Origin of the sequence: Paenibacillus solani (assembly GCF_050475945.1) — a bacterium.
Lineage (GTDB): Bacteria > Bacillota > Bacilli > Paenibacillales > Paenibacillaceae > Paenibacillus_AQ > Paenibacillus_AQ solani_A.
In genome coordinates this window covers 19,677-45,221 of sequence record NZ_JBCMXJ010000023.1, presented here as the reverse complement: position 1 = coordinate 45,221, position 25,545 = coordinate 19,677, and the positions used below count along the sequence as shown (strand labels likewise).

Genomic DNA, 25,545 nt, shown 5'->3' with positions numbered 1-25,545 from the left:
TGACGGGATATGAATCCCGCTTTCTCCTATCCGGCAGGTAAAACGTTATTATTCTCCGCCCTTGATCTTGGACACAATTTCATCGGAGATGTTCTTAGGAACTTCTTCATAGTGGGAGAGTTCCATCGAGAACACGCCGCGTCCTTGTGTACCGGAACGCAGGGTAGTGGAGTAACCGAACATTTCGGAAAGAGGTACTTTCGCACGGATAATTTGAGTACCACCACGGGAGTCCATACCTTCGATACGTCCACGGCGGGAGTTCAGCATACCCATTACGTCGCCCATGTATTCCTCAGGCACGGTAACTTCTACTTTCATGATTGGCTCAAGCAGGACAGGCTTACACTTGTCTTTAGCTGCTTTCAAAGCCATGGAACCGGCGATTTTAAACGCCATTTCGTTGGAGTCAACATCATGGTAAGAACCGTCGACGATTGTTGCTTTAACGTCAACAAGCGGGAAGCCGGCAAGAACACCGTTCTTCATTTGCTCTTCAATACCTTGTTGTGCTGGTCCAATGTACTCTCTTGGTACGGAACCACCGACAACTTTGCTGTCGAATTGGTTACCGCTACCTGCTTCCAGAGGTTCGAACTCAACCCATACGTGACCGTATTGACCACGACCACCGGACTGACGAACGAATTTACCCTCAACGCGAGCTGGTGCACGGAATGTTTCACGGTAAGCAACCTGTGGTTTACCCACATTGGTTTCAACTTTGAACTCACGACGCATACGGTCGATGATAACGTCCAAGTGAAGCTCACCCATACCTGCCAGGATCGTTTGGCCAGTTTCCTCGTCAGTATGAGCACGAAGAGTTGGATCCTCTTCTGTCAATTTACCGAGAGCCACGCCCATTTTATCTTGGTCAGCTTTTGTTTTTGGTTCAACCGCGATTTCGATAACCGGATCAGGGAAGTTCATGGACTCCAGAATAACTGGATTCTTCTCATCACACAGTGTATCACCTGTACCTGTATCTTTCAAACCAACAGCTGCTGCGATATCACCTGCAAATACTTCAGTGATCTCTTGACGGCTGTTTGCGTGCATTTGAAGGATACGTCCGATACGTTCGCGTTTACCTTTTGTTGCATTCAGTACGTAAGAGCCGGATTGCAATATACCGGAATATACGCGGAAGAACGTAAGTTTACCAACATAAGGGTCAGTCATGATTTTAAATGCCAGAGCAGCAAATGGCTCTTCGTCGGAAGAGTGACGCTCTACTTCCGTACCGTCTTCCAGTTGACCTTGGATACTCGCTACATCAGTAGGAGCTGGCAAATAATCAATAACAGCGTCCAGCATAGGCTGAACCCCTTTGTTACGGTAAGAAGATCCACAGATTACTGGGAAGATCTTAACTTCTACAACACCTTTACGAAGAGCAGCTTTAATCTCATCGATTGTAAGCTCCTCACCTTCAAGATATTTCATAGTCAAGTCTTCGTCAAGTTCTGCTACCTTCTCGATCAACTCGTTACGCAGTTCTTCGACTTGTGCTTTATATTCCTCTGGAACATCGGTTTCTTCGACATTTTGGCCAAGGTCGTCTTTGTAGATATACGCTCTTTCCGTGATAATGTCGATGATGCCGATAAAGTCAGATTCTGCACCCATCGGAAGCTGAATAGCTACCGCATTAGCTTGCAGACGCTCCTTCATGTCTTTAACAACATTAAGGTAATCAGCACCGATAATGTCCATTTTGTTTACGTATGCGATCCGCGGTACACCGTAACGGTCAGCTTGTCTCCATACGGTTTCCGATTGAGGTTCTACGCCCTCTTTCGCACTGAATACACCTACTGCCCCATCCAATACACGAAGGGAACGTTCAACTTCTACTGTGAAGTCAACGTGCCCCGGGGTGTCGATAATATTAACGCGGTGACCCTTCCAGGAAGCGGTAGTCGCAGCGGAAGTAATCGTAATTCCGCGCTCCTGTTCTTGCTCCATCCAGTCCATAGTAGCGGAACCCTCGTGGGTTTCACCAATTTTATGAGTACGGCCTGTGTAGAACAAAATCCGCTCTGTTGTGGTCGTTTTACCAGCATCAATATGCGCCATGATCCCGATATTACGTGTATTTTTCAAGGAGAACTCTCTTGTCGCCATGCGAATAGTCTCCCTTCAAAATTAAAGTATAAAGTTAGTTGCTGAATCCTACCAACGGTAGTGTGCAAACGCTTTGTTCGCTTCAGCCATTTTGTGAGTGTCTTCACGTTTCTTAACGGAAGCACCAGTGTTGTTGGAAGCGTCGATGATCTCAGCCGCCAAACGCTCTTCCATTGTTTTCTCGCCGCGGTTGCGGGAGTAGTTTACGAGCCAACGTAATCCAAGGGATGTACGTCTCTCTGGCTTAACTTCGATTGGAACTTGGTAGTTAGCACCGCCGACACGACGAGCTTTAACCTCCAATACTGGCATGATGTTCTTGATGGCTGCTTCAAACACTTCCATCGGATCATTACCTGTACGTTCCTTGATGATGTTGAACGAATTGTAAAGGATGCTTTGAGCAACACCTCTTTTACCATCCAACATGATGCGGTTGATCAGACGAGTTACCAGCTTGCTGTTATACACTGGATCTGGAAGCACGTCTCTTTTAGTTACAGGACCTTTGCGTGGCATGGATATCCCCCTTTCTTCAGTCGTCAGTCATATTTCGAAAATATGATCAACTATTAGCTTTTTGCTTTAGGACGTTTCGCTCCGTATTTGGAACGAGCTTGCATCCGGTTGTTAACACCAGCAGTGTCAAGTGCACCGCGAACGATGTGGTAACGAACACCCGGAAGGTCTTTTACTTTACCGCCGCGAACCAATACAACACTGTGCTCTTGCAGGTTATGTCCGATACCCGGAATATAAGCTGTCACCTCAATGCGGTTCGTCAAACGAACACGAGCATATTTACGAAGTGCAGAGTTCGGTTTTTTCGGCGTCATTGTGCCTACACGTGTGCAAACACCGCGTTTTTGCGGAGCGCTCAATTCAGTCTCCTCACGTTTCAAAGCGTTGAACCCTTTATGAAGAGCTGGAGATTTTGATTTGTACACTTTAGCTTGACGGCCCTTGCGAACCAGTTGGTTAATTGTTGGCATACTAGCCACCCCCTTCCCGTATTTATCATCCTATTACAAACTCGTTTAAGTCCACAGACCCAGGCGGTTCATAAAAGAACAAATGAAAAGTTTTTGCCGAGAGAAGTAACGCCTTCTCCAACAAAAACGATTTCTCAAATCATGATTTCAAGACAGCTACCATAGCTGCACCGACTTCAATACCGCATGCTTCTCCAAGCTCGACCATCGTGGATACATAATGGATATGCACACCATTCTTATCGCACTCGGATACGACTTTTGAAATCAAACGCTGGTCGCAATCTTCAGCCACATATACTTCTGCAGCCAGACCAGATTCAATGGCCTTCATTGTTTGTTTGGTGCCAATCTTGATATGTGCATCCTGTAATCCTTTATCATTAGACATAAGTCATTCCTCCAAAAGAACAGGGAACAAAGAGACTAGTCACGCACCTTTGCTATATTAGCATCTGCCCAAAACGATGTCAAGCTATTTCAGCCAGAAAAAAAGAAACTTTGGGATGGAAAGATTCAAGCGCCTTGCGGCGCTTAAATCTCTGCATCACCAGACCGTCTCTTAATCTATCGAAGCTGCTTCAAGTTCCTGACTTTCGTCATTCACATCATTCTGTCCCTCGAACTTCACGCTGCGATAACGGTTCATACCGGTACCTGCAGGGATCAGCTTACCAATGATAACATTCTCTTTCAGACCAAGCAGCTGATCGACTTTACCTTTGATGGCTGCATCGGTCAAGACGCGAGTCGTCTCCTGGAAGGAAGCGGCTGACAAGAACGAATCGGTTTCGAGAGAAGCCTTTGTAATCCCGAGCAGAACCGGTTTGGCAACCGCTGGTTCTTTACCGGAGAGAATGGCCTCTTTGTTGGCAGTTTCGTATTCATGCATATCCACGAAGGAGCCTGGCAGCAGGTTGGTATCTCCCGCATCAACGATACGGAATTTACGCAGCATCTGTCTGATCATAACTTCAACGTGCTTATCGTTAATTTCTACGCCTTGGTTACGGTATACGCGCTGTACTTCCTGCAGGATGTAGTTCTGCACACCACGGATACCTTTGATGCGAAGCATTTCCTTCGGATCAATGGAACCATCAGTCAGTTCATCCCCGGCTTCAATGTGCTTGCCTTCGCTTACGCGCAGACGAGAACCATAGGTAACCGCGTAAACCTTAGTCTCAGCTTCACCTTGTACTTCGATTTCACGACGGTCTTTCGTTTCGCGGATTTCTTTAACGACGCCGTCGATCTCACTAATGGTCGCTTGACCTTTAGGGTTACGGGCCTCAAAGAGCTCTTGGATACGCGGAAGACCCTGCGTAATATCATCACCGGCAACGCCGCCTGTGTGGAATGTACGCATCGTAAGCTGTGTTCCCGGTTCGCCGATGGATTGAGCTGCAATAATACCAACCGCTTCACCAATCTCAACATGCTTACCTGTAGCCAGGTTACGACCATAACATTTCTTACAAACGCCGTAACGTGCACGGCAGCTCAAGATGGAACGAATTTGAAGCTTCTCAACGCCAGCAGCTACGATTTCTTCAGCTTTGTCGGAGTCAATCAATTCGTTACGATTTACGATGATCTCTTTCGTTTCCGGATGACGAACGGTTTCAAATGCATAACGCCCTTCAATACGGTCATAGAGATCCTCGATAACTTCTTTACCGTCCTGAATACGGCTAACGGTAAAGCCTTTATCTGTGCTGCACTCGTCTTCGCGAACGATAACATCCTGGGCCACGTCAACGAGGCGGCGAGTCAAGTAACCCGAGTCAGCGGTACGAAGCGCTGTATCGGCAAGACCCTTACGAGCACCGTGCGTGGACAGGAAGTACTCGAGTACTGTTAGTCCCTCACGGAAGTTCGATTTGATTGGGAGTTCGATGATACGACCCGACGGGTTCGCCATCAGACCCCGCATACCACCGAGCTGGGTGATCTGCGATTTGTTACCCCGTGCCTTGGAGTCTACCATGAGCATGATGGAATTGAACCGGTCCATCGACTTCATGAGTACATCCGTAATATCGTCCTTGGTCTTGGACCAAATGTCGATGACACGGTCATAACGTTCTTCATTTGTGATTAAGCCGCGACGATATTGATTCGTTACCACTTTAACCTTCTCGTCGGACTCTTTCAGAATTTCATTCTTCTCGTCAGGTACGATAACGTCCGATACCGCAACAGTTACGCCGGCACGAGTAGAGTATGTGAAACCGATCTGCTTGATTTTATCCAGAATCACGGATGTTTCCGTAGTATGGTATGTTTCGAAGCAGCGGGCAATGATAGATCCCAGATATTCCTTACCTACAGCACCGCTGATTGGTAGGCTCTGAATCACTTCTTGAATGTTGGCACCCTTCTCGTATACGAAATACTTCTCCGGTGTACCATTCAACAAATTTGTGCGAGTCGCTTCATTGATATACGGGAAGCTAGCTGGGAAAATCTCGTTAAAGATAATCCGGCCGATCGTCGTAACCAAAATCGCTTCCTGCTGTTTTTCCGTAAAGCTGGTTTTGCCAAGTGCTTTAACCGGAATCGCTACGCGTGCATGAAGACCTGCCGCTTCACGCTGATAAGCGGATACCGCTTCGTTCACACTGCCCAGGATCATGCCGGTACCTTTCTCTTCCTTGTTATCCATGGTGAGATAGAAGGAACCCAGTACCATATCCTGAGATGGTGTAACAACCGGCTTACCATCTTTCGGGTTCAGAATGTTACCCGAAGCCAGCATGAGCAGACGTGCTTCAGCCTGTGCTTCAGCAGACAAAGGAACGTGAACCGCCATTTGGTCACCGTCAAAGTCAGCGTTATACGCTGTACATACGAGCGGGTGAAGACGGATCGCATGGCCTTCGACCAGAATCGGTTCAAATGCTTGAATACCGAGTCTGTGAAGCGTCGGTGCACGGTTCAGAAGAACCGGATGCTCTTTAATGACTTCTTCGAGCACATCCCATACTTCTGGACTTACACGTTCTACTTTGCGTTTGGCACTCTTGATATTATGGGCAAGGCCTTTATTTACGAGTTCCTTCATCACGAACGGCTTGAAGAGCTCAAGGGCCATTTTCTTAGGAAGACCGCATTGGTACATTTTCAGGTAAGGACCTACAACGATAACGGAACGACCAGAATAGTCAACCCGTTTACCGAGCAAGTTCTGACGGAAACGTCCTTGCTTACCTTTCAGCATGTGGCTGAGGGATTTAAGCGGACGGTTACCAGGACCTGTGACAGGACGACCACGACGACCGTTGTCGATCAGTGCATCGACAGCTTCCTGCAGCATGCGCTTCTCGTTCTGTACGATAATATCCGGTGCTCCAAGGTCAAGCAGTCTTTTCAGACGGTTGTTCCGGTTAATAACACGACGGTACAGATCGTTCAAGTCGGAAGTTGCAAAGCGTCCACCATCAAGTTGAACCATTGGACGCAGTTCAGGCGGAATGACCGGCAATACATCCATGATCATCCATTCCGGACTGTTGCCCGAGTTGCGGAACGCCTCAATCACTTCCAGACGTTTGATCGCCCGGTTGCGGCGCTGACCTTGTGCAGTGCGCAGTTCTTCCTTGAGGAATTCAAGCTCTTTATCGATATCAATATCTTGAAGGAGCTTCTTAACTGCTTCAGCACCCATGCCTGCCTGGAATCCGTAACCATACTTTTCACGGTAGCTGCGGTATTCTTTCTCGGACAGCAGTTGTTTCTTCTCCAGTGGTGTATCTCCTGGATCGGTTACAACATACGATGCGAAGTAAATGATCTCCTCAAGAGATCTTGGGGACATATCCAAAGCCAGACCCATACGGCTAGGAATCCCTTTGAAATACCAAATATGCGAAACGGGAGCTGCAAGCTCGATATGACCCATCCGTTCACGACGTACTTTAGCACGTGTAACTTCAACGCCACAGCGATCGCAGACGACTCCTTTATAACGGACACGCTTATACTTACCGCAATGACATTCCCAGTCCTTCTGCGGACCGAAAATCCGTTCACAGAACAAGCCTTCCTTCTCCGGCTTCAATGTACGGTAGTTAATCGTTTCAGGCTTCTTCACCTCTCCGCGAGACCAGGAGCGAATTTTTTCCGGTGAAGCAAGACCGATCTTCATATACTCAAAATTGTTAACGTCCAACAAGGAGCAACCCTCCTCAACTTAGTCCTATTTATGTGCTATACGACCATAACACCACCGCCGACCATAAGCCGACGGGGGTGAATGATGACCGTTATTCCACTCCGACTTCAGTGCCTTCCAAGTTAAGGCTCAGTTTATCGCCTTGAGCATCATCTTCGTCATCGAGCTCTTTCATCTCGATTTCCTGTTCGTCCTCGCTGAGGATCTTGACATCCATACCGAGAGACTGAAGCTCTTTAATCAATACTTTGAATGATTCAGGAACACCCGGTTCCGGTACATTCTCGCCCTTGACGATGGATTCGTAGGTTTTCACCCGGCCGACCACGTCATCGGACTTGACGGTAAGAATCTCTTGCAATGTGTAAGCAGCACCGTAAGCTTCAAGTGCCCACACTTCCATCTCACCGAAACGCTGTCCACCAAACTGTGCTTTACCACCCAGCGGCTGCTGTGTAACAAGCGAGTATGGTCCAGTGGAACGGGCGTGGATTTTATCGTCAACCATGTGCGCGAGCTTGATCATATGCATGACACCGACAGTAACTTCACGTTCAAAACGCTCACCTGTCCGTCCGTCATACAATACGGTCTTACCATTGCGCTGCATGCCGGCTTCTTCCATCGTATCAAACACGTCATACTCACTCGCGCCGTCAAATACCGGCGAAGCTACGTGAATACCGAGCTGGAGTGCAGCCATACCCAAGTGAACCTCGAGTACCTGACCGATGTTCATCCGTGATGGAACCCCGAGAGGGTTCAACACAACTTGAACTGGCGTGCCATCTGGCAGGAACGGCATATCTTCTTCAGGCAAAATACGGGCAACGACACCCTTGTTACCGTGACGTCCGGCCATTTTGTCACCTTCGGAGATTTTACGTTTCTGTGCGATGTAGACGCGAACCAATTGGTTAACGCCTGGCGGCAATTCGTCGCCGTTCTCGCGTGTAAATACCTTCACATCCACGATGATACCGTCACTACCGTGCGGAACACGCAGCGAGGTGTCACGGACTTCACGAGCCTTCTCACCGAAAATCGCGTGCAGGAGACGTTCTTCTGCTGTCAATTCGGTTACACCCTTAGGTGTTACCTTACCAACCAGAATATCTCCGGCGCTGATTTCGGCACCGATACGGATGATTCCGCGCTCGTCGAGATTCTTCAACGCATCTTCCCCTACGTTAGGGATATCACGCGTAATTTCCTCTGGTCCAAGCTTCGTATCACGAGCTTCGGATTCGTACTCCTCGATATGAATCGAAGTGTACACATCTTCCTTGACCAGTTTCTCGGAAAGAAGAATCGCATCCTCGTAGTTGTAACCTTCCCAAGTCATGAACGCAACGACAACGTTGCGGCCCAGTGCCAATTCGCCCATCTCTGTGGATGGTCCGTCTGCGAGGATGTCACCTTTTTTGATTACATCTCCGCGTTTGACGATCGGACGTTGGTTGATGCATGTTCCTTGGTTCGAACGCATAAATTTGTGTAATTTATATTTAACGATATCGCCTTTGACTTCTTGCCCGTCCACGTTCTCTACGCGGCGAAGCCAGATTTCATTAGCGGAAGACCGTTCAATAATCCCGTCATATTTGGATACAATACATACACCGGAGTCTTTCGCAGACTTATGTTCCATTCCAGTTCCGACGAGCGGAGCTTTAGGAATAAGAAGCGGAACAGCCTGACGCTGCATGTTCGATCCCATCAGGGCGCGGTTGGAGTCATCGTTCTCGAGGAACGGAATGAGCGCTGTAGCTACCGACACAACCTGCTTAGGCGAAACGTCCATGTAGTCTACGCGATCACTCGGCATCGGAAGGATATTATCCGACTGCTTGTTGTAACGGACGATAACCATTTCGTCAGTGAAAGTATTATCTTCGTTAAGCTCAGCATTCGCCTGGGCCACGATATAGTTATCCTCTTCGTCTGCGGTCAGATAATCGATTTGGTCAGTTACTTTACCTGTCTTCGGATCCACCCAACGATAAGGGGCTTCAATAAAGCCATACTCGTTGATGCGAGCAAACGTTGACAGGGAGTTGATCAAACCAATGTTCGGTCCTTCCGGCGTCTCAATTGGACACATACGGCCATAGTGACTGTGGTGAACGTCCCGCACTTCAAAGCCCGCGCGTTCACGAGTCAAACCGCCCGGTCCGAGTGCAGACAAACGGCGCTTATGCGTAAGTTCCGCAAGAGGGTTCGTCTGATCCATGAACTGGGACAACTGAGAGCTGCCGAAGAACTCTTTAATCGATGCAATAACCGGACGTATGTTGATAAGCGCCTGCGGCGTAATTACGTTCGCATCCTGAATCGACATTCTTTCACGAACGACACGTTCCATCCGGGACAAACCGATACGGAATTGGTTCTGAAGCAATTCGCCAACAGAACGCAAACGACGGTTACCCAGGTGGTCAATATCATCCGTATTTCCGATTCCATGCAGCAAGTTGATGAAGTAGCTGATGGAGGAAATGATATCCGCTTGCGTAATATGCTTCACGGATTTATCAATGTTAGCATTTGCAATGACCTTCACGACTTTTCCGTCCTCAATTGGAGAGAATATGTCGATCGTTTGCAGAGGAATATCCTCGCTGTCCATCACGCCACCTGTAACATGATAATTCTTAAAGCCTACACTCTTCTCAAGGTATGGCATAATCTCGTCCAAAAGACGGCGGTCTACAGTTTGACCAGCTTCTGCTACGATCTCCCCTGTATCCGTGTCTATCAAACTCTCTGCCAAACGCTGATTAAAGAGACGGTTCTTAATGTGAAGCTTCTTGTTAATCTTGTAGCGGCCAACATTAGCCAGATCATAACGCTTTGGATCGAAGAAACGGGCAACGAGAAGGCTCTTTGCATTCTCCAGTGTTGGCGGCTCGCCCGGACGAAGACGTTCATAGATTTCGATGAGCGCTTTTTCCGTAGAGTCCGTATTGTCTTTATCCAGCGTGTTTTGAATATATTCATCATTGCCCAGAAGATCCAGAATCTCGGCATCTGTGCCAAAACCCAGTGCACGCAAAAGCACCGTCACAGGGATTTTACGGGTACGGTCGATCCGGACATAGATAATGTCCTTCGCGTCCATCTCCAGTTCAAGCCAAGCGCCGCGGTTAGGGATCACTGTAGCAGTGTACGTCGTCTTACCGTTTTTATCCACTTTTGTGCTGAAATAGACGCTGGGAGAGCGAACCAACTGGCTGACAATAACCCGTTCGGCACCATTGATAATGAATGTTCCGGTTTCCGTCATTAACGGGAAGTCTCCCATGAACACTTCCTGCTCCTTGACCTCTCCGGTCTCTTTGTTAATGAGCCGGACTTTCACGCGGAGCGGCGCCGCATAAGTAACGTCGCGTTCTTTCGCGTCATCGACGGTGTATTTCGGTTCTCCAAGGCTGTAGTCAATGAACTCTAGCACCAAATTACCCGTGAAATCCTGAATCGGCGAGATGTCCTGGAACATTTCGCGGAGTCCTTCCTCCAAAAACCATTCATAAGATTTTTGTTGGATTTCAATCAGGTTCGGAACTTCGAGTACCTCGTTAATACGAGCATAACTTCGCCGAGTGCGTCGACCATATTGAACAAGATGTCCTGCCAACTTAAACTCACCCCTCATGTCTACTCACTTTAAAAATTTCGTTGCGAACCTCTGTTTGTAACACTATAATGGACATACAGAGGACACTCCCATAAATAGAGAAAAGCCCTTATCGAATACCTTTTCGAAAAAAGAGCAGCTTATCCATGGTTATGATAATCATCTCATATCTTGTAGATTTGCCCAAAATGTACATATTATACGTCATTCCGACCGACTTTATGCATATCTTCACACATTAAGTCTTGACATTTCAGCCAACTAAAGACAAAGAGACCATCCTAATACTGACATTTTATAATAATACCACACCAGCATACCCAAGTCAACAGCCTAGTTTAATCTATTTTAAGAATGTTTAATCGCTTTATAAATCCGATACCCTTTATCCTTCGTTACTTCCTCCACCATTTGAAACAAGCTCTCCAGTTTTGCTTTCGCTGAAGGCGCCCCCTGCTTCTTCTGAATAACAACCCACAACTGCCCATCTTCAGCCAAGTGACTCCAGGCCTTCTCGAATATAGCATGCACCGTATCTTTCCCGGCACGGATCGGCGGATTGGTTAGAATCACATCGAATTGCTGCCCCTCTACTGCAGCAAACAGATCGCTCTCCAGAATGGACACATTAGTAATCCCGTTTCGCTTCGCATTCTCCTTGGCCAATTCGACAGCCCGGCTATTGATGTCGATCATCGTCACATGGCCCTGCGATGCCAGCTTTGCCGCCGTTAGACCAATCGGACCGTAACCACAGCCCACATCGAGCACTCTGGCATTTGAATGAAAGTCCATGGCTTCTATCAAAACCCGGCTTCCATAATCTATGCCGCTTTTAGAGAACACACCTGCATCGCTAATGAATTTGAAAGTCTGCCCGCGCAGTTCCGTCTTTAGCTCTTTGCGGTCATGAGCAATCTCTGGCTGATTTGAGTAATAATGTTGATTCGGCATCATTTCCTCCGTTTTGAATCAAATTCTGCCTTCTAAGATATTAAAAGCCCTAGCGCCCCATTATCCCAGTATAACCTTCCTCATGAAGCATCCATACGTAATGCCTTGAACTCCCTGCCACAATAACAAACCCCTTGAACAATTATTCAAGGGGTTTGTCTCTTGCTGACATAATCCAAAAGTCGTTATTACTTAACTTCTACGGATGCGCCTGCTTCTTCCAATTTAGCTTTAACAGCTTCTGCTTCTTCTTTAGCTACTTTTTCTTTCAATGGTTTTGGAGCGTTGTCAACCAGTTCTTTTGCTTCTTTCAAGCCAAGACCTGTGATTTCGCGAACCACTTTGATTACGTTGATTTTGGACGCGCCTGCGCTAGTCAGGATTACGTCGAATTCGGATTGCTCAGCAGCTTCAGCTGCACCAGCACCACCTGCAACAGCTACTGGAGCTGCAGCAGTTACACCAAATTCTTCTTCGATTGCTTTTACGAGATCGTTCAGTTCCAGAACAGACATACCTTTAATTGCTTCCAAGATTTGCTCTTTGCTCATTTAAGTTGAACCTCCATTTATTATTAAGATTTAATGTTGTCGTTACATAGCTGAGGCAAGATAAAGCTTATGCGCTTTGTTCTTCCTTCTCAGCAACAGCTTTAACTGCAAGCGCGAAGTTGCGTACAGGTGCTTGAAGCACGCTGAGGAGCATGGACAAGAGACCTTCGCGGGAAGGAAGCTCTGCCAGAGCTTTGATTTCGCTCTCTCCGATTACGCGACCTTCTACTACGCCGCCTTTCAGTTTCAACGCGTCGTTTTTCTTAGCAAAATCGTTAAGGATTTTTGCTGCAGCAACAGCGTCATTGGAACTAAATGCAACAGCAGTAGGACCAGTCAAGACTTCGTCCAGATCACTCAGTTCTGCTGCCGCAGTTGCACGGCGAAGCAACGAGTTTTTCAGTACTTGGAACTCGACACCAGCTTCACGAAGCTGTTTACGAAGTTCAGTTACTTGCGCAACGTTCAGACCGCGATAGTCAGCAACTACTGTAGAAACGCTCTCGCGCATCTTAGTAGCAATAACATCAACCGCTTCTTGTTTCGCTTGAATCACTTTTGCGTTTGCCAATGATTACACCTCCTGGTTGTATTAGTAGCGTAAGAGCACCAGGCTCTCCGCTCTTCCTACGGGCACTAAAAAAGCCTCCGTAGAATCACGAAGGCCTGATGAATCATCATTTGGCCGGCATAACCGGACAAATCGTTGACGTTCTATCATAACACCTCGGTAGGAGATTAAGCCTGCTTAGGGCACCTACTGTCTACGGTAAGCATATTCAACTTTAGGGGTCAGTCTCGAAGACTCACAACTTTTACATAATAACAAACTTCATCGACATAAGTCAATGATAATATTATTTGTAAGAAGCAGTGTTCACGCGAGCGCTAGGTCCCATAGTCGAGGAAACAGCCAAGCCTTTCAGGTATACACCTTTAGCAGCCGCTGGTTTCGCACGATTCAATGCATCGATGAGAGCTTTGAGGTTCTCATTCAGTTGAGCTGCATCGAAAGACACTTTTCCGATTGGCGCGTGAATTTGACCAGCTTTGTCCAGACGGTACTCGATTTTACCAGCTTTGATCTCTTGAACAGCCTTGGCAACATCGAATGTAACCGTACCAGCTTTAGGGTTAGGCATCAGGCCTTTACCACCGAGCAGACGGCCAAGTTTACCGACTTCACTCATCATATCAGGTGTAGCTACGCAGACATCAAACTCGAACCAGCCTTGTTGGATTTTGTTGATCATATCCTGATCACCAACATAATCAGCGCCAGCCGCTTCTGCCTCTTTCACTTTGTCACCTTTTGCAAATACCAGAACGCGTTGTGTTTTACCCGTGCCGTGAGGCAGGACAACAACACCACGAACAGCCTGGTCTTGTTTACGAGGGTCTACACCCAAACGCACAGCCGCTTCAACAGTTTCGTCGAATTTGGCAGATGCAGCCTTTTTCACAAGCACTACAGCTTCCAAAGGCTCATAAGTTGCTTCGCTGTCGATCAGCTTCGCAGCTTCAACATACTTCTTACCATGTTTAGCCATGTTTGTTTTCCTCCTTTGTGGTGTTAGCGGAAATTCCTCCCACATAATCCGGACTAATGTCCGGTTTCAAAAGACGATTAGTCTTCGATTGTGATACCCATACTGCGGGCAGTACCTTCTACCATCTTCATTGCAGACTCAACGTTTGCAGCGTTCAGGTCAGGCATTTTTGTTTCAGCGATTTGACGCACAGCGTCACGCTTAACAGTAGCAACTTTCTTCTTGTTAGGCTCGCCGGATCCTTTTTCGATCTTAGCAGCCACACGAAGCAGAACAGCAGCCGGTGGAGTTTTTGTGATGAATGTAAAGGAACGATCTTCAAACACCGAAATTTCAACCGGAATGATCAGACCAGCTTGATCAGCAGTACGAGCATTGAACTCTTTACAGAATGCCATGATGTTGACACCCGCTTGACCCAATGCAGGACCTACTGGAGGAGCCGGATTCGCTTTACCTGCAGGAATTTGCAGTTTCACAATCTTGATAACTTTTTTAGCCATGGTTGACACCTCCTTGCATCAATAGTGGTTAGCGGACGACATAATGCGCCCTCCCACAAGAAACCCGAAGATTTAGATCTTCTCCACTTGAGTGTAATCCAACTCCAGCGGGGTTTCCCGTCCAAACATGTTGACGTGAACTTTCAACTTGCTCTTTTCAGCCAAAATCTCTTCCACGGAGCCCACAAAATTCGCAAAAGGACCGACCTTGATCCGAACGGATTCCTTGATGTCGAATTCGATCTTCGGTTTCGGCTCTTCCATGCCCATATGCTTCAGAATCTGTTCCACTTCTTCCGGAAGCAAAGGCGTCGGTTTAGAACCAGACCCTGTCGAACCAACAAAACCGGTCACTCCTGGTGTATTGCGGACAACATACCAAGAATCATCGGTCTGAATCATTTCGACCAAGACATATCCCGGGTAAACTTTACGCATGACGGTTTTTTTCTTGCCGTCTTTGTTTACAATTTCTTCTTCCATCGGAACAAGAACGCGGAATATTTTGTCCTCCATGCCCATGGACTCGACACGTTTTTCCAAATTGGCTTTGACTTTATTCTCATACCCAGAGTAGGTATGAACTACGTACCATCTTTTTTCCATATCAAGCCACCTGGGACCCTTCTAAATTATCGCTTCGATCACAGCGGAAATACCGATGTCTACAACCCAAAAATAAATCGTGACAAACACAATGGTGCCGAGAACAATGAGAGTATAGTTCGTCAGTTCTTTACGATTGGGCCAGCGAACTTTTTTAAGTTCCGCCCAGCTTTCAGAGAAAAAGGAAAACAGAGACTTGAAACTACGTTTCACGCCGACTACACCTCCAAAAGAAAACTATCTGGTTTCGCGATGAGGAGTTTGCTCGTTACAGAACTTGCAAAATTTCTTCATCTCCATGCGGTCGGGGTGATTTCGCTTGTTTTTGGTGGTTGTGTAGTTTCTTTGTTTGCAGCTTGTACAAGCCAAAGTGATAATTACCCGCATGATGTGCACCTCCCGAAGACGTCCTTCTTCATCAGAAGAACCGATATTAATCCTAGTAGAAATAACTTCGCTCTCATCGAAACTTAGTTATTTCTGCGAGATGAATAAAACCGTTGTTCCAAAAGCTGTAACAACGATCCATCCATAAAACACGCGAATTTAGGCCTACCTAAAACACTTTATCACAAGGATAGCGCCATTTCAAGCCTTTTTCTCTCTGAATGCGGACTGCAATAAATGCCATTGCAAGCTGAACCAAGGCGTACATCCTCGGTTATTGTAAACATACCACTGTAAAAAACTGTGGCGTATCACAGTCTTTGTCCATCCTGCATTGCATTTATTCCTATATCCAGTATGTTCAATCTTCTGACAGATGAAACACATAGGAATACCATTTTGCAGAAAGGACATCATTGGCCATTACTACATCATATCTCGCAATTACAAATGCTGAAAGTAAAGCCGACGGAAGATCCAGCCTCAACCAACTTCCTACTCAGCAATTAAAAAAAGGCTCTGTTGAGCCTTCTGCTAATTATCCGACATTCACTTCTAGTTATCCCTGACCTCCAAATAACGTTCAAGCTTACGCTTTACACGCTGGAGAGCGTTGTCAATTGATTTCACATGACGTCTTAAATCTACCGCAATCTCCTGGTAGGATCGTCCGTCCAAATATAGCATCAGGACTTTCCGTTCCAGATCACTCAAGATCTCGGACATCTTATCTTCCAGGCCGACGAACTCCTCTTGGTTGATGATCAGTTCCTCCGGATCGCTTACCGTTGTGCCGCATATAACGTCCAGCAGCGTGCGATCGGAATCCTCATCATAAATCGGCTTGTCCAAAGAGACATACGAATTGAGCGGAATATGCTTCTGTCTCGTAGCGGTCTTGATTGCCGTAATAATCTGCCTGGTAATGCAGAGTTCGGCAAAAGCCTTAAACGAGGACAGCTTATCCCCTTTAAAATCACGAATTGCCTTGTACAGCCCAATCATGCCTTCCTGGACAATATCCTCCCGGTCAGCACCAATCAAAAAATAAGAACGGGCTTTAGCACGTACAAAATTCCGGTATTTATTGATTAAATACTCCAACGCTCCGCTGTCACCCTCACGGACCGCCTCGACAATGTCTTCATCGCTTATCACATCATACCCTGACAACATGACTTCCTTGAGGTCCACACTCAATAGAATCCCTCCGGCCCGGAACGCACGGTAGCCCGTCACTCGCTTGAAATATATGACAAGTATATATGATGTCTACTAGACCGTCAACCATGTTCTACCTAAAATAGGCCGATAATAACATTTACTGTAAATCGTTTCATAGATTCACATACAGTTTCATTTTTTCGATGAGCCGGCTATACGACCCTATTGTATCCGAACAGGGCTACTCCCTCCGCCAACGCTCGAACATCTGCCTCACATCCGGTGGGAGCTTCCCGTCCAGTGTATTTCTGCTCTTGGTCTGCTCTTTCGTTATCTTCTGCTTCACTTCACGCTCGCTCTGCTCTACTTCATTGAGCAATTCTCGGGCGGATAGCCGGAGTGCTCCACGCGCAAAAATCACATGCTGCTCAATCAAATCACTAGTCGCCACATAGATTTTTCGCCGGCGATGGCTGAACTCTCCAACTAGCCGTTCAATGCACTCGTCAGCTGTCTCCTTCTCTTTCGTGAAGAATACCTGCACCTTGCCCTGCGTATAGGATCTTCCCAATCCAGGAACCCGGTAGGCATCAAAAATCACCACGACTCGAAGGCCTGAAAACGCTTGGTAATCCGCTAACTTTTCAAGCAGCACGTCCCGCGCTTCATGCATGCTGCTATTGGCGAGCTTCGCAAGAAATGGCCAGCCGCCGATCATGTTATAACCGTCGACCAGCAGCACATCCCGCCAATCGGCCATCATCGCTAACCTTGAAGGCGGCGACGGCGAAGCACTTCATACATCACGACTCCAGCAGCAACCGAGGCATTAAGCGAGTTGATCTGTCCGGCCATCGGCAGCTTCACAAGCACATCGCATTTCTCGCGGATCAATCGTCCCATCCCTTTATTCTCATTACCGATGACGATAGCAACCGGGCCGTCAAAAACTTCGGTGTCATATAGCTCCTGAACGGCGTCAACGACGGTTCCTACTACCCACACGCCCATTTCCTTCAGCTGGTCGATGGTTTGGCCTAAATTGGTCACTCTGGCTACAGGCACATACTCTACTGCACCGGCGGACGTTTTGGACACCGTTGCCGTTACTTGTGCGGATCTGCGCTTAGGCAGTATGACGCCGTGAGCTCCCGTGCAGTCTGCTGTACGGAGAATCGAACCCAAATTATGCGGATCCTCAATCTCGTCAAGAAGCAGCAAGAAAGGCGGCTCTCCTTTTTCTTCCGCGATCTTCAGCAAATCATCTACTTCCACATAAGCATAGGGTGCCGCTTGGGCAACCACGCCTTGATGCTGAACGCCCGGAACCATTTGATCCAGCTTGCGTTTGTCCACATGCTGAATGACGATGCCCAATTTCTTCGCTTCGGCGATGATCGGCAGGGTCAGGTGTTTTTGCGCATTTTCGGCAATCCATATTTTGTTGATCGTACGTCCTGATTTCAGCGCTTCCGTTACGGAGTGCTTACCTGCTACTATTTCCTCTTCTTGCATCATGTCGGTTTCCTCCTGCATATCAGCCGGTCATCCCCATCTTGTAACCTGAGGATATCGGCTGTATTGTTTCAATGTTGGTGCTATTCTTTCCCGCGGTCTATTGTGCAGACTCCTCAATAAACATAATGCTCTTTCCAATCAGATCACGGAGCCGATCCTGCTCCCCTGTGTAATATAAATATCCAACCAGCGTTTCAAATGCCGTTGCATGCCGATATTCGAGCACGTCGGCATTTTTCGGGATACTGCCTGACTTGGCATTACGTCCCTGACGCACAATATCGCGCTCTTCCTCTGTCAGTTCTGGCTCCAAAAAAGCCAATATTCGGCTCTGCGCCTTCGCTGACACATACCCCGTTGCTGTACGGTGCAAGTGATGGGGGCGAAGATTGGCTTTTGATATCAAAAACTGGCGAACCGCCACCTCATAGATAGCATCCCCGATGTAGGCAAGCACGATGGGCGGGATTAATCTGGCCGGCTTCGATGGCGGAAAGTCAAACCAGCCTACTGCGGGATCATGGTGCTCCAACCCGCCGCTCATTTGCGCCGCCAGCGCATGCCTTGCGCTGTATCCTCGAGTACGATGCCTTCGTCCGCCAGCTTGTCGCGAATTTCATCCGCTCTGGCCCAATTCTTGTTCTTCCGAGCTTCGATACGTTCGGCGATGAGCGCTTCAATCTCCTCGTCCAGAAGCTCTTCCGCGCCTGTATTTACGATGCGCAGCACGCCGTTCATTTCATGGAAAGCACGCAGCATTTCATGAAGATCAGCGGCAGGAATCGAAGCTTCCTTCAGCAGCTGGTTGGCCTCACTGGCCCATTGGAACATCGCGGTAATGGCATCCGGCGTATTGAAATCATCCTGCATCTTCTGGTGGAATTCCGCCAGTACAGCTGATATTTTCTCCGCAACCTGCGGGCTCACCTGATCTTCCTTGGAGCCGATTGCCGTATTCAATCGATAATCGATATTCGCTGCCGCATTCGCCAGACGCTCCACACTCTTCTGTGCTTGATCCATCACCTCATCGCTGTAATTCAGCGGGTTGCGGTAGTGGGTGGACAACATAAAGTAGCGTACAGCTTCTTTCGTATATTGTTCACGAAGTTCCTTAACCAATACACCATTGCCTAGCGATTTCGACATTTTCTCGTTATTAATACGGATATATCCATTATGCATCCAATAATTCGCAAGCGGTTTACCTGTCAATGCCTCAGATTGAGCAACCTCACATTCATGATGCGGGAACTGCAAATCCTGACCGCCACCGTGAATATCCAGCGTATCCCCAAGATAGCGGCGCGCCATAGCGGAGCACTCAATATGCCAGCCTGGACGGCCATCCCCCCACGGGCTGCTCCAGGAAATCTCCCCTGGCTTCGCCGCTTTCCAAAGAACAAAATCCTCCGGGCTCTCTTTCCGCTTATCGACCTCGATCCGAATACCGAATTGCAGCTCATCCAGGTTTTGCTGAGACAGCTTGCCATAATCATCAAACTTGCGTGTCCGGTAGAACACGTCTCCCCCATTCTCATACGCAAAGTCACGATCTATAAGCTCCTGGATGAACTCAATAATGCTCTCCATATTGTCCGTCACCCGTGGATTCAACGTAGCTCTTGGAATTCCAAGGCCATCCAGATCTTCGTAATAAGCGCCAATAAACTTATCTGCCACTTCGGGAACTGTCGTGCCGGTCTGCTCGGCTTTGCGAATCATTTTGTCATCCACGTCAGTAAAGTTGACTACATAATTCACATCATTACCCTGATTCTCAAAATAAGCTCGAACCACGTCGAAGAAGATCATCGGCCGGGCATTTCCAATATGGATATAATCGTAAACCGTAGGACCGCATACATAGATCTTTACTTTCCCAGGTTCCTGAGGGATAAACGTTTCCTTCATACGGGTTAGTGTGTTATAGATTTGCAGTGCCATATTGTATCATCTCAATCCTTTCGCTCCGCTTAATTGTTTGTATAAAAGGCTTACTATTCCTCTTTAGCTGTAGATACAGCCGCCCCCGAAACTCTTGCCTGCTGCTGATCGTGTTTATTCTCATGAAGCTCTGCACGCAGCTGATCGATCTCCTTCTGCATGGAGCGCAGGGTATCGACGATCGGATCAGGCAGGTTCGTGTGATCCAGCCGGTCGCGTACCCGCTCCCCGTTCTGTTTCACGATCTTCCCTGGGTTGCCGACAACGGTGCTGTTCGGGGGAACAGGCCTTAGAACAACGGCATTGGACCCAATATTAGAGTTATCCCCAATCGTGAACGAACCTAGCACTTTGGCCCCGGAACCGATGACCACGTTGTTGCCAATGGTCGGATGCCGCTTCCCCTTTTCCTTGCCTGTTCCGCCGAGCGTAACTCCCTGGTAAATCACTACGTCATCTCCGATTTCGCAGGTCTCTCCAATGACAACTCCCATGCCATGGTCAATAAACAAACGATCTCCGATACGGGCTCCCGGGTGAATCTCGATCCCCGTCATAAACCGGCTGATCTGAGATATGATCCGGGCGAGCGTATACCATCGCCGCTTAAATAATGCATGAGCTACCCGATGCGCCCATAATGCGTGAAGCCCCGAGTAGGTGAATACCACTTCGAAAAGTCCCCGGGCAGCCGGGTCATTCTCGAACACTGTCCGAATATCCGATTTCATCTGTTTAAACATGAACGCTCCCTCTTTCCCCTCTTCCAATCGCGCATGCCATTTGCTGTCCATCGTTATTCCTATAAATAAAAAACGCCCCTGCAGCTTATCGCTGCAGAGGCGCTTGACCGCGGTTCCACTCTGCTTAGAACCGGTACAAGTCTCCTCCCTTGGTGAGGGACGGATTCTACCGATTCTCTTCATGTCATTAACGGCAGACGACCGGCATGATCTAACGATATTGTTCGCTTCAACCATGCAGCTCACAGGTGCATTTCCGCTGCAGGCGACGGGACAATTCTCAGCCGGCAAATTCAAGGTGGTCCTTGTCTTCTGCCGATTGTCCTCTCTGGAACGTGCCTGTTTTACGCGTACTTCTCCTGATCGTAGCTTTTATATGTTTTATATTTGTTGATCTAGGCCAGTGATTAATGACCGCTACGTTTGCGGATCCTTCTTCCGATCGCTGTTGTCTTCCGAATTTCTTTAACTATATTTTACATAGGTTGAAATCGGAAGACAAAGGCGAACGCTTCGCTTCTCCAGAACGATTCCGCCTCCTCCGCTGGGCTTATAATCCTAAAACCCTAGATCAAAGAATATTCGACTTATAGTTTGGAGTAATTATAACTGATGTTATACAGACTGACAAGGCACGTTTATCAAGGGTTGCGTCTGCTTGGGTTTATGCTCCTTTAATCTGCGAACGCAGACGGTCAAGCACGCGCCCCTTGCCCAGCAGCCAGATCGTTTGATTGAGATCGCGTCCATGAGTTTGACCCGTTAAGGCCACACGGATCGGCATGAAGAGCTGTTTCCCCTTAAATCCGGTCTCCTTCTGCACTTCCTTGATCATAGCAGCAATCTTCTGTACGTTAAACTCATCGGACTGTTCAATCTTCGCAAGGAATGCGGACAATACGGCTGGCACCTGCTCACCGCTCATCACTTCAATCCCTTCAGCGTCCAGCTCCAGATGAGTACGGAAGAACACATCGGACAGATCCACGATATCCGAAGCCGCCGTCATCTGCTCTTGATACAGCGCTACGAGTGCGCGCGCCCATTCTTCTTGTTCTGCCGTCAGCTCGGCTGGCAAACGGGTGGCTTTCTGCAAATGCGGAATGGCTAGATCGGCAATGCGATCCGGATCGGCATTCTTGATATACGTATTGTTCAGATGAGCCAGCTTATTCGTATCAAATACAGCCGGGCTCTTCGATAGGCGATGCTCATCAAAGATCGAGATTAACTGCTCCTTGGAGAATACTTCCTCTTCCCCTTCCGGAGACCAGCCAAGCAGAGCGATGAAGTTGAACAACGCTTCAGGCAGATAGCCAAGCTGATCATACTGCTCAATGAACTGAATGATCGACTCGTTCCGCTTACTCAGTTTCTTGTGATCATCACCTACGATCAGGGTCATATGCCCAAATTTAGGCGGCTCCCATCCGAAAGCTTCATAAATCATCAGCTGGCGCGGCGTGTTGGAGATATGATCCTCTCCGCGAAGCACATGGCTGATTTTCATCAGATGATCATCCAACGCTACAGCGAAATTATAGGTAGGAATGCCGTCTTTTTTGACAATAACGAAGTCGCCGGTCTCTTTGCTGTTAAAGCTAATGGTGCCCTTCACCATATCATCGAATGTGTAGGTACGCTCTTCCGGTACGCGGAAACGAATGCTCGCCACACGACCTTCGGCTTCAAATGCGCTGCGCTGCTCGTCCGTCAGATCGCGGTGCTTGCCGGAATAACGCGGCGTTTCGCCACGAGACATCTGCTCTTCCCGCTCCTGCTCCAGCTCCTGCTCGGTGCAATAACAACGGTAAGCAAGGCCCCGATCCAGCAGATCCTGCCAATATTCTTTATAAATATCAAGTCGTTCAGTCTGGCGATAAGGTCCATATTCGCCGCCGACATCCACGCTTTCATCCCAATCCATACCCAGCCACTTCAAGTATTTCAGCTGGCTCTGCTCGCCGCCTTCAACATTGCGCTTTACGTCGGTATCCTCAATGCGGATAATCAACTTGCCGTTATGCTTTCGTGCGAATAAATAATTAAATAATGCCGTTCTAGCATTACCGATATGTAAATGTCCCGTTGGACTCGGTGCATAGCGCACGCGGACTTCTTCGGTCATTGTAACCCCTCCGCTCTCTATTCTTTCGAGTTTTCAGTTTATCAGAAATTCCCTTCCTGAATACATGCTTTAAGATGATAGCATACCTTTTACGAGGCAGACAACCGACTGTGCGGCGATGCCTTCACCCCTGCCGGTGAACCCAAGCTGCTCGGTAGTCGTTGCCTTTACATTCACCTGTTCCACTGTAGCATCAAGCGCCTTGGCGATCACTTCTGCCATTTGCGGAATATAGGGTGCCATCTTCGGTTTCTGTGCAATAATCGTAGAATCGATATTACCAAGTGTATACCCGCGTTCCTTCGCCATGACCCATACTTGTTCCAAAAGTTTCAAGCTGTCTGCGTCTTTATAGGCCGGATCATTGTCTGGAAAATGGCGTCCAATATCGCCAAGCCCAAGCGCCCCCAGGATCGCATCGGTTACAGCGTGCAGCAGCACGTCTGCGTCAGAGTGCCCAACCAATCCTTTTTCATACGGAATCGTCACGCCGCCGATAATGCAGGGCCTTCCCTCCACGAGCTGATGTACGTCAAACCCTTGTCCTACTCGAATCATTCCAAGTCCTCTCCCTTACGTTTCTGTAAAAAAGCCGCATATTCCAAATCCTCCGGCGTGGTGATCTTAATATTGCTGTATTTCCCCTCTACCACCGTTACCGGATACCCTGCACGCTCCATAAGCATAGCATCATCGGTGCCTGTGAACCCATCCTGCACTGCGCTCTCATGAGCAGATCGCAAGTCGGAAAGACGAAAAGCCTGTGGGGTCTGAACGGCCCACAGACTTTGACGGTCCGGGGTCCCTATAATCTGCCCCTTACCGTTCACCTGCTTAATCGTATCCTTCACAGGAACCCCCAGCACAGAGGCACCTTCGCGGATGGCCGCATCGCGGCAGGATTCAATTTCTTCATGCGTTACAAACGGTCTAACGCCGTCATGTATCATTACCCATTCCGAAGAGAGTTGCTTAATGCCTTCATATACAGACTGCTGTCGCTCACTCCCGCCAGGAATGACAGCGGACACCTTGTCCAATCTATAATCCTGAATCCAGGTTTGGCAGCGCGGGACATCCTCTCTTCCCGTTACAAGCACAATCTCCTGCAGCCATGGGATCTGGCTGAACACTTCAAGCGTATGAACAATGATGGGTTTGCCTTCCAGAGCCAAGTATTGCTTACTCTCCCGGGTGCCCATCCTCGTCCCCTTGCCCGCTGCTACAATAACAGCGCCGAAGTTACCCATCATTATACCAAACTCCTGTCCTCACCCTTCACGCCGCATCAGCGGAAAACGGATATGTATATCCCCATCATACTCCGTTTACTGGGCTTTTTCCAACAGTTTTGGTTTGGCAAAGATCATCCGGCCGGCCGAGGTTTGCAATACGCTGGTCACGAGTACTTCCATCATCGTACCGATATACTCGCGTCCGCCCTCCACAACGATCATCGTGCCGTCATCCAAATAAGCTACGCCTTGCCCGTGCTCCTTGCCGTCCTTGATGATCTGCACCAGAATTTCTTCCCCTGGCAGAACCACCGGTTTGACTGCATTGGCCAGATCATTAATGTTCAGTACCGACACACCCTGCAGCTCGCAAACCTTGTTCAGGTTGAAATCATTGGTCACAACTTTGCCCTGCAGCACTTTGGCCAGCTTCACCAGCTTGCTGTCAACTTCGGATATTTCCTCAAAGTCACCTTCATAAATAAGCACCTTGACATCAAGTTCTTTCTGGATTTTATTCAAGATATCAAGACCACGTCGGCCACGATTTCGCTTCAGCAGATCCGAAGAATCCGCAATATGCTGGAGTTCCTCCAGTACGAACTCGGGAATGACAATCGTGCCTTCGATAAATCCCGTTTTGCAAATATCCGCAATTCTCCCGTCAATGATGACGCTCGTATCCAAAATCTTGTGCTCCTCAACACGCCGACCTTCCGGTTCCGTGGTCTGACTCCATTTGCCGGACATCCAGAGAGATGCCAATTCATCCTTCTTCTCCAGGCCAATATGAAATCCGATATACCCCCCGAGGAGCGTAATCCCCACCTGCAGCAGCTGCCCCGCTTGTCCGAGCAAGGTCAAGCCCGGTGACAGCAGTAATGACAACAGAAGACCACACAGCAGTCCCGCTGTTCCTGCAGCCAGCTCATTCATTGGAATTCCTGAGAACGAAGAGATCAGACTGTGCAGCCATCTCCCTACCCGATCCGAGAACAATACCCCGATCATACCAAACAGTAATCCTCCAAGCACCGCGAAGGCTCCAGCCCCCGCCGCAAAAATCCCCTGTCCAAACATAGGCGAGAGCCCTGAGAAAGACCGTTCCAATGTATGATATAACGTATACCCGCCCCATGCACCGCATAATACTGTAAATGCTAAGATAGCTTTTTTTAACATGAGCTTCCGCACACCTCCTTTTTGCACCTATTTAGTTTTGCTTCTATTTTCCAGTATGGTCCAATTTATAAAGTCATAATCGTGCCGTACCATCTTTTTTTGAAATTATGAATGGAACTCTATGGCAACAAAGATTTTTCT

General features: G+C 48.1%; 24 protein-coding genes and 1 other annotated feature. All 24 genes read right to left on the bottom strand.

What is annotated here, in order from left to right:
* Window positions 1–48: 48 nt before the first annotated feature.
* The 24 genes from fusA to ABEQ74_RS27070 all read right to left on the bottom strand — a co-directional run bounded on the left by fusA (window position 49) and on the right by ABEQ74_RS27070 (window position 25,404).
* Entirely contained in the window at window positions 49–2,130 is a 2,082-nt protein-coding gene (fusA, locus tag ABEQ74_RS27185; RefSeq protein ID WP_430125343.1) for an elongation factor G, read from the bottom strand.
* A gap of 48 nt (window positions 2,131–2,178) precedes the next feature.
* Window positions 2,179–2,649, bottom strand: coding sequence for a 30S ribosomal protein S7 (rpsG, locus tag ABEQ74_RS27180; protein ID WP_006212929.1), 471 nt, complete (start codon window positions 2,647–2,649; stop codon window positions 2,179–2,181).
* A 53-nt stretch (window positions 2,650–2,702) separates the two neighbouring features.
* A complete protein-coding gene (gene rpsL, locus ABEQ74_RS27175) occupies window positions 2,703–3,122 on the bottom strand; it encodes a 30S ribosomal protein S12 (protein WP_053491291.1) in 420 nt (139 codons plus the stop codon).
* A gap of 139 nt (window positions 3,123–3,261) precedes the next feature.
* Entirely contained in the window at window positions 3,262–3,513 is a 252-nt protein-coding gene (locus ABEQ74_RS27170) for a ribosomal L7Ae/L30e/S12e/Gadd45 family protein (RefSeq protein ID WP_053491290.1), read from the bottom strand.
* Between the two features lie 171 nt (window positions 3,514–3,684).
* On the bottom strand, window positions 3,685–7,299 hold the full coding sequence (gene rpoC / locus ABEQ74_RS27165; protein WP_430125342.1) for a DNA-directed RNA polymerase subunit beta': 3,615 nt from the start codon (window positions 7,297–7,299) through the stop codon (window positions 3,685–3,687).
* Between the two features lie 91 nt (window positions 7,300–7,390).
* Window positions 7,391–10,936, bottom strand: coding sequence for a DNA-directed RNA polymerase subunit beta (gene rpoB, locus ABEQ74_RS27160; protein ID WP_430125341.1), 3,546 nt, complete (start codon window positions 10,934–10,936; stop codon window positions 7,391–7,393).
* A 348-nt stretch (window positions 10,937–11,284) separates the two neighbouring features.
* Entirely contained in the window at window positions 11,285–11,890 is a 606-nt protein-coding gene (locus ABEQ74_RS27155) for a class I SAM-dependent methyltransferase (protein ID WP_430125340.1), read from the bottom strand.
* A 188-nt stretch (window positions 11,891–12,078) separates the two neighbouring features.
* The gene (rplL, locus tag ABEQ74_RS27150) at window positions 12,079–12,441 is read right to left on the bottom strand and encodes a 50S ribosomal protein L7/L12 (RefSeq protein ID WP_430125339.1); all 363 of its coding nucleotides are present in this window, start codon (window positions 12,439–12,441) and stop codon (window positions 12,079–12,081) included.
* 67 nt (window positions 12,442–12,508) lie between these two features.
* Entirely contained in the window at window positions 12,509–13,012 is a 504-nt protein-coding gene (gene rplJ, locus ABEQ74_RS27145) for a 50S ribosomal protein L10 (protein ID WP_430125338.1), read from the bottom strand.
* 58 nt (window positions 13,013–13,070) lie between these two features.
* Window positions 13,071–13,229, bottom strand: a sequence feature (ribosomal protein L10 leader region).
* Between the two features lie 69 nt (window positions 13,230–13,298).
* Window positions 13,299–13,991: a 50S ribosomal protein L1 gene (gene rplA, locus ABEQ74_RS27140; RefSeq protein WP_430125337.1), complete on the bottom strand. Its 693-nt coding sequence runs from the start codon at window positions 13,989–13,991 to the stop codon at window positions 13,299–13,301.
* 77 nt (window positions 13,992–14,068) lie between these two features.
* Entirely contained in the window at window positions 14,069–14,494 is a 426-nt protein-coding gene (gene rplK, locus ABEQ74_RS27135; RefSeq protein ID WP_430125336.1) for a 50S ribosomal protein L11, read from the bottom strand.
* A 72-nt stretch (window positions 14,495–14,566) separates the two neighbouring features.
* The gene (gene nusG, locus ABEQ74_RS27130; RefSeq protein ID WP_006212939.1) at window positions 14,567–15,100 is read right to left on the bottom strand and encodes a transcription termination/antitermination protein NusG; all 534 of its coding nucleotides are present in this window, start codon (window positions 15,098–15,100) and stop codon (window positions 14,567–14,569) included.
* 21 nt (window positions 15,101–15,121) lie between these two features.
* Window positions 15,122–15,313 carry a preprotein translocase subunit SecE gene (gene secE / locus ABEQ74_RS27125; protein WP_430125335.1) on the bottom strand — a complete coding sequence of 64 codons (192 nt, stop codon included), beginning with the start codon at window positions 15,311–15,313 and terminating at the stop codon, window positions 15,122–15,124.
* 24 nt (window positions 15,314–15,337) lie between these two features.
* The gene (gene rpmG, locus ABEQ74_RS27120) at window positions 15,338–15,487 is read right to left on the bottom strand and encodes a 50S ribosomal protein L33 (RefSeq protein ID WP_006212941.1); all 150 of its coding nucleotides are present in this window, start codon (window positions 15,485–15,487) and stop codon (window positions 15,338–15,340) included.
* Between the two features lie 555 nt (window positions 15,488–16,042).
* Window positions 16,043–16,687 carry an RNA polymerase sporulation sigma factor SigH gene (gene sigH / locus ABEQ74_RS27115; protein ID WP_053491280.1) on the bottom strand — a complete coding sequence of 215 codons (645 nt, stop codon included), beginning with the start codon at window positions 16,685–16,687 and terminating at the stop codon, window positions 16,043–16,045.
* Between the two features lie 205 nt (window positions 16,688–16,892).
* On the bottom strand, window positions 16,893–17,411 hold the full coding sequence (locus ABEQ74_RS27110; protein WP_430125334.1) for an NYN domain-containing protein: 519 nt from the start codon (window positions 17,409–17,411) through the stop codon (window positions 16,893–16,895).
* A gap of 5 nt (window positions 17,412–17,416) precedes the next feature.
* Window positions 17,417–18,169 carry a 23S rRNA (guanosine(2251)-2'-O)-methyltransferase RlmB gene (rlmB, locus tag ABEQ74_RS27105; protein ID WP_430125333.1) on the bottom strand — a complete coding sequence of 251 codons (753 nt, stop codon included), beginning with the start codon at window positions 18,167–18,169 and terminating at the stop codon, window positions 17,417–17,419.
* A gap of 97 nt (window positions 18,170–18,266) precedes the next feature.
* Window positions 18,267–18,713, bottom strand: a complete 447-nt coding sequence (locus ABEQ74_RS27100; protein WP_430125332.1) for a Mini-ribonuclease 3 — start codon at window positions 18,711–18,713, stop codon at window positions 18,267–18,269.
* Window positions 18,710–20,116 carry a cysteine--tRNA ligase gene (cysS, locus tag ABEQ74_RS27095; protein WP_430125331.1) on the bottom strand — a complete coding sequence of 469 codons (1,407 nt, stop codon included), beginning with the start codon at window positions 20,114–20,116 and terminating at the stop codon, window positions 18,710–18,712. Before cysS ends, ABEQ74_RS27100 begins: the two co-directional genes overlap by 4 nt.
* Before the next feature lie 53 nt (window positions 20,117–20,169).
* Entirely contained in the window at window positions 20,170–20,859 is a 690-nt protein-coding gene (gene cysE / locus ABEQ74_RS27090; protein WP_430125366.1) for a serine O-acetyltransferase, read from the bottom strand.
* 664 nt (window positions 20,860–21,523) lie between these two features.
* A complete protein-coding gene (gene gltX / locus ABEQ74_RS27085) occupies window positions 21,524–22,987 on the bottom strand; it encodes a glutamate--tRNA ligase (RefSeq protein WP_430125330.1) in 1,464 nt (487 codons plus the stop codon).
* Window positions 22,988–23,056: 69 nt separating this feature from the next.
* On the bottom strand, window positions 23,057–23,545 hold the full coding sequence (ispF, locus tag ABEQ74_RS27080; RefSeq protein ID WP_054405480.1) for a 2-C-methyl-D-erythritol 2,4-cyclodiphosphate synthase: 489 nt from the start codon (window positions 23,543–23,545) through the stop codon (window positions 23,057–23,059).
* Window positions 23,542–24,240 (bottom strand): 2-C-methyl-D-erythritol 4-phosphate cytidylyltransferase, encoded by a 699-nt coding sequence (gene ispD, locus ABEQ74_RS27075; protein WP_430125329.1) that lies wholly within the window; start codon window positions 24,238–24,240, stop codon window positions 23,542–23,544. The genes ispF and ispD overlap by 4 nt, the downstream gene beginning before the upstream one ends.
* 75 nt (window positions 24,241–24,315) lie before the next feature.
* Entirely contained in the window at window positions 24,316–25,404 is a 1,089-nt protein-coding gene (locus tag ABEQ74_RS27070; RefSeq protein WP_430125328.1) for a PIN/TRAM domain-containing protein, read from the bottom strand.
* Window positions 25,405–25,545 lie beyond the last annotated feature (141 nt).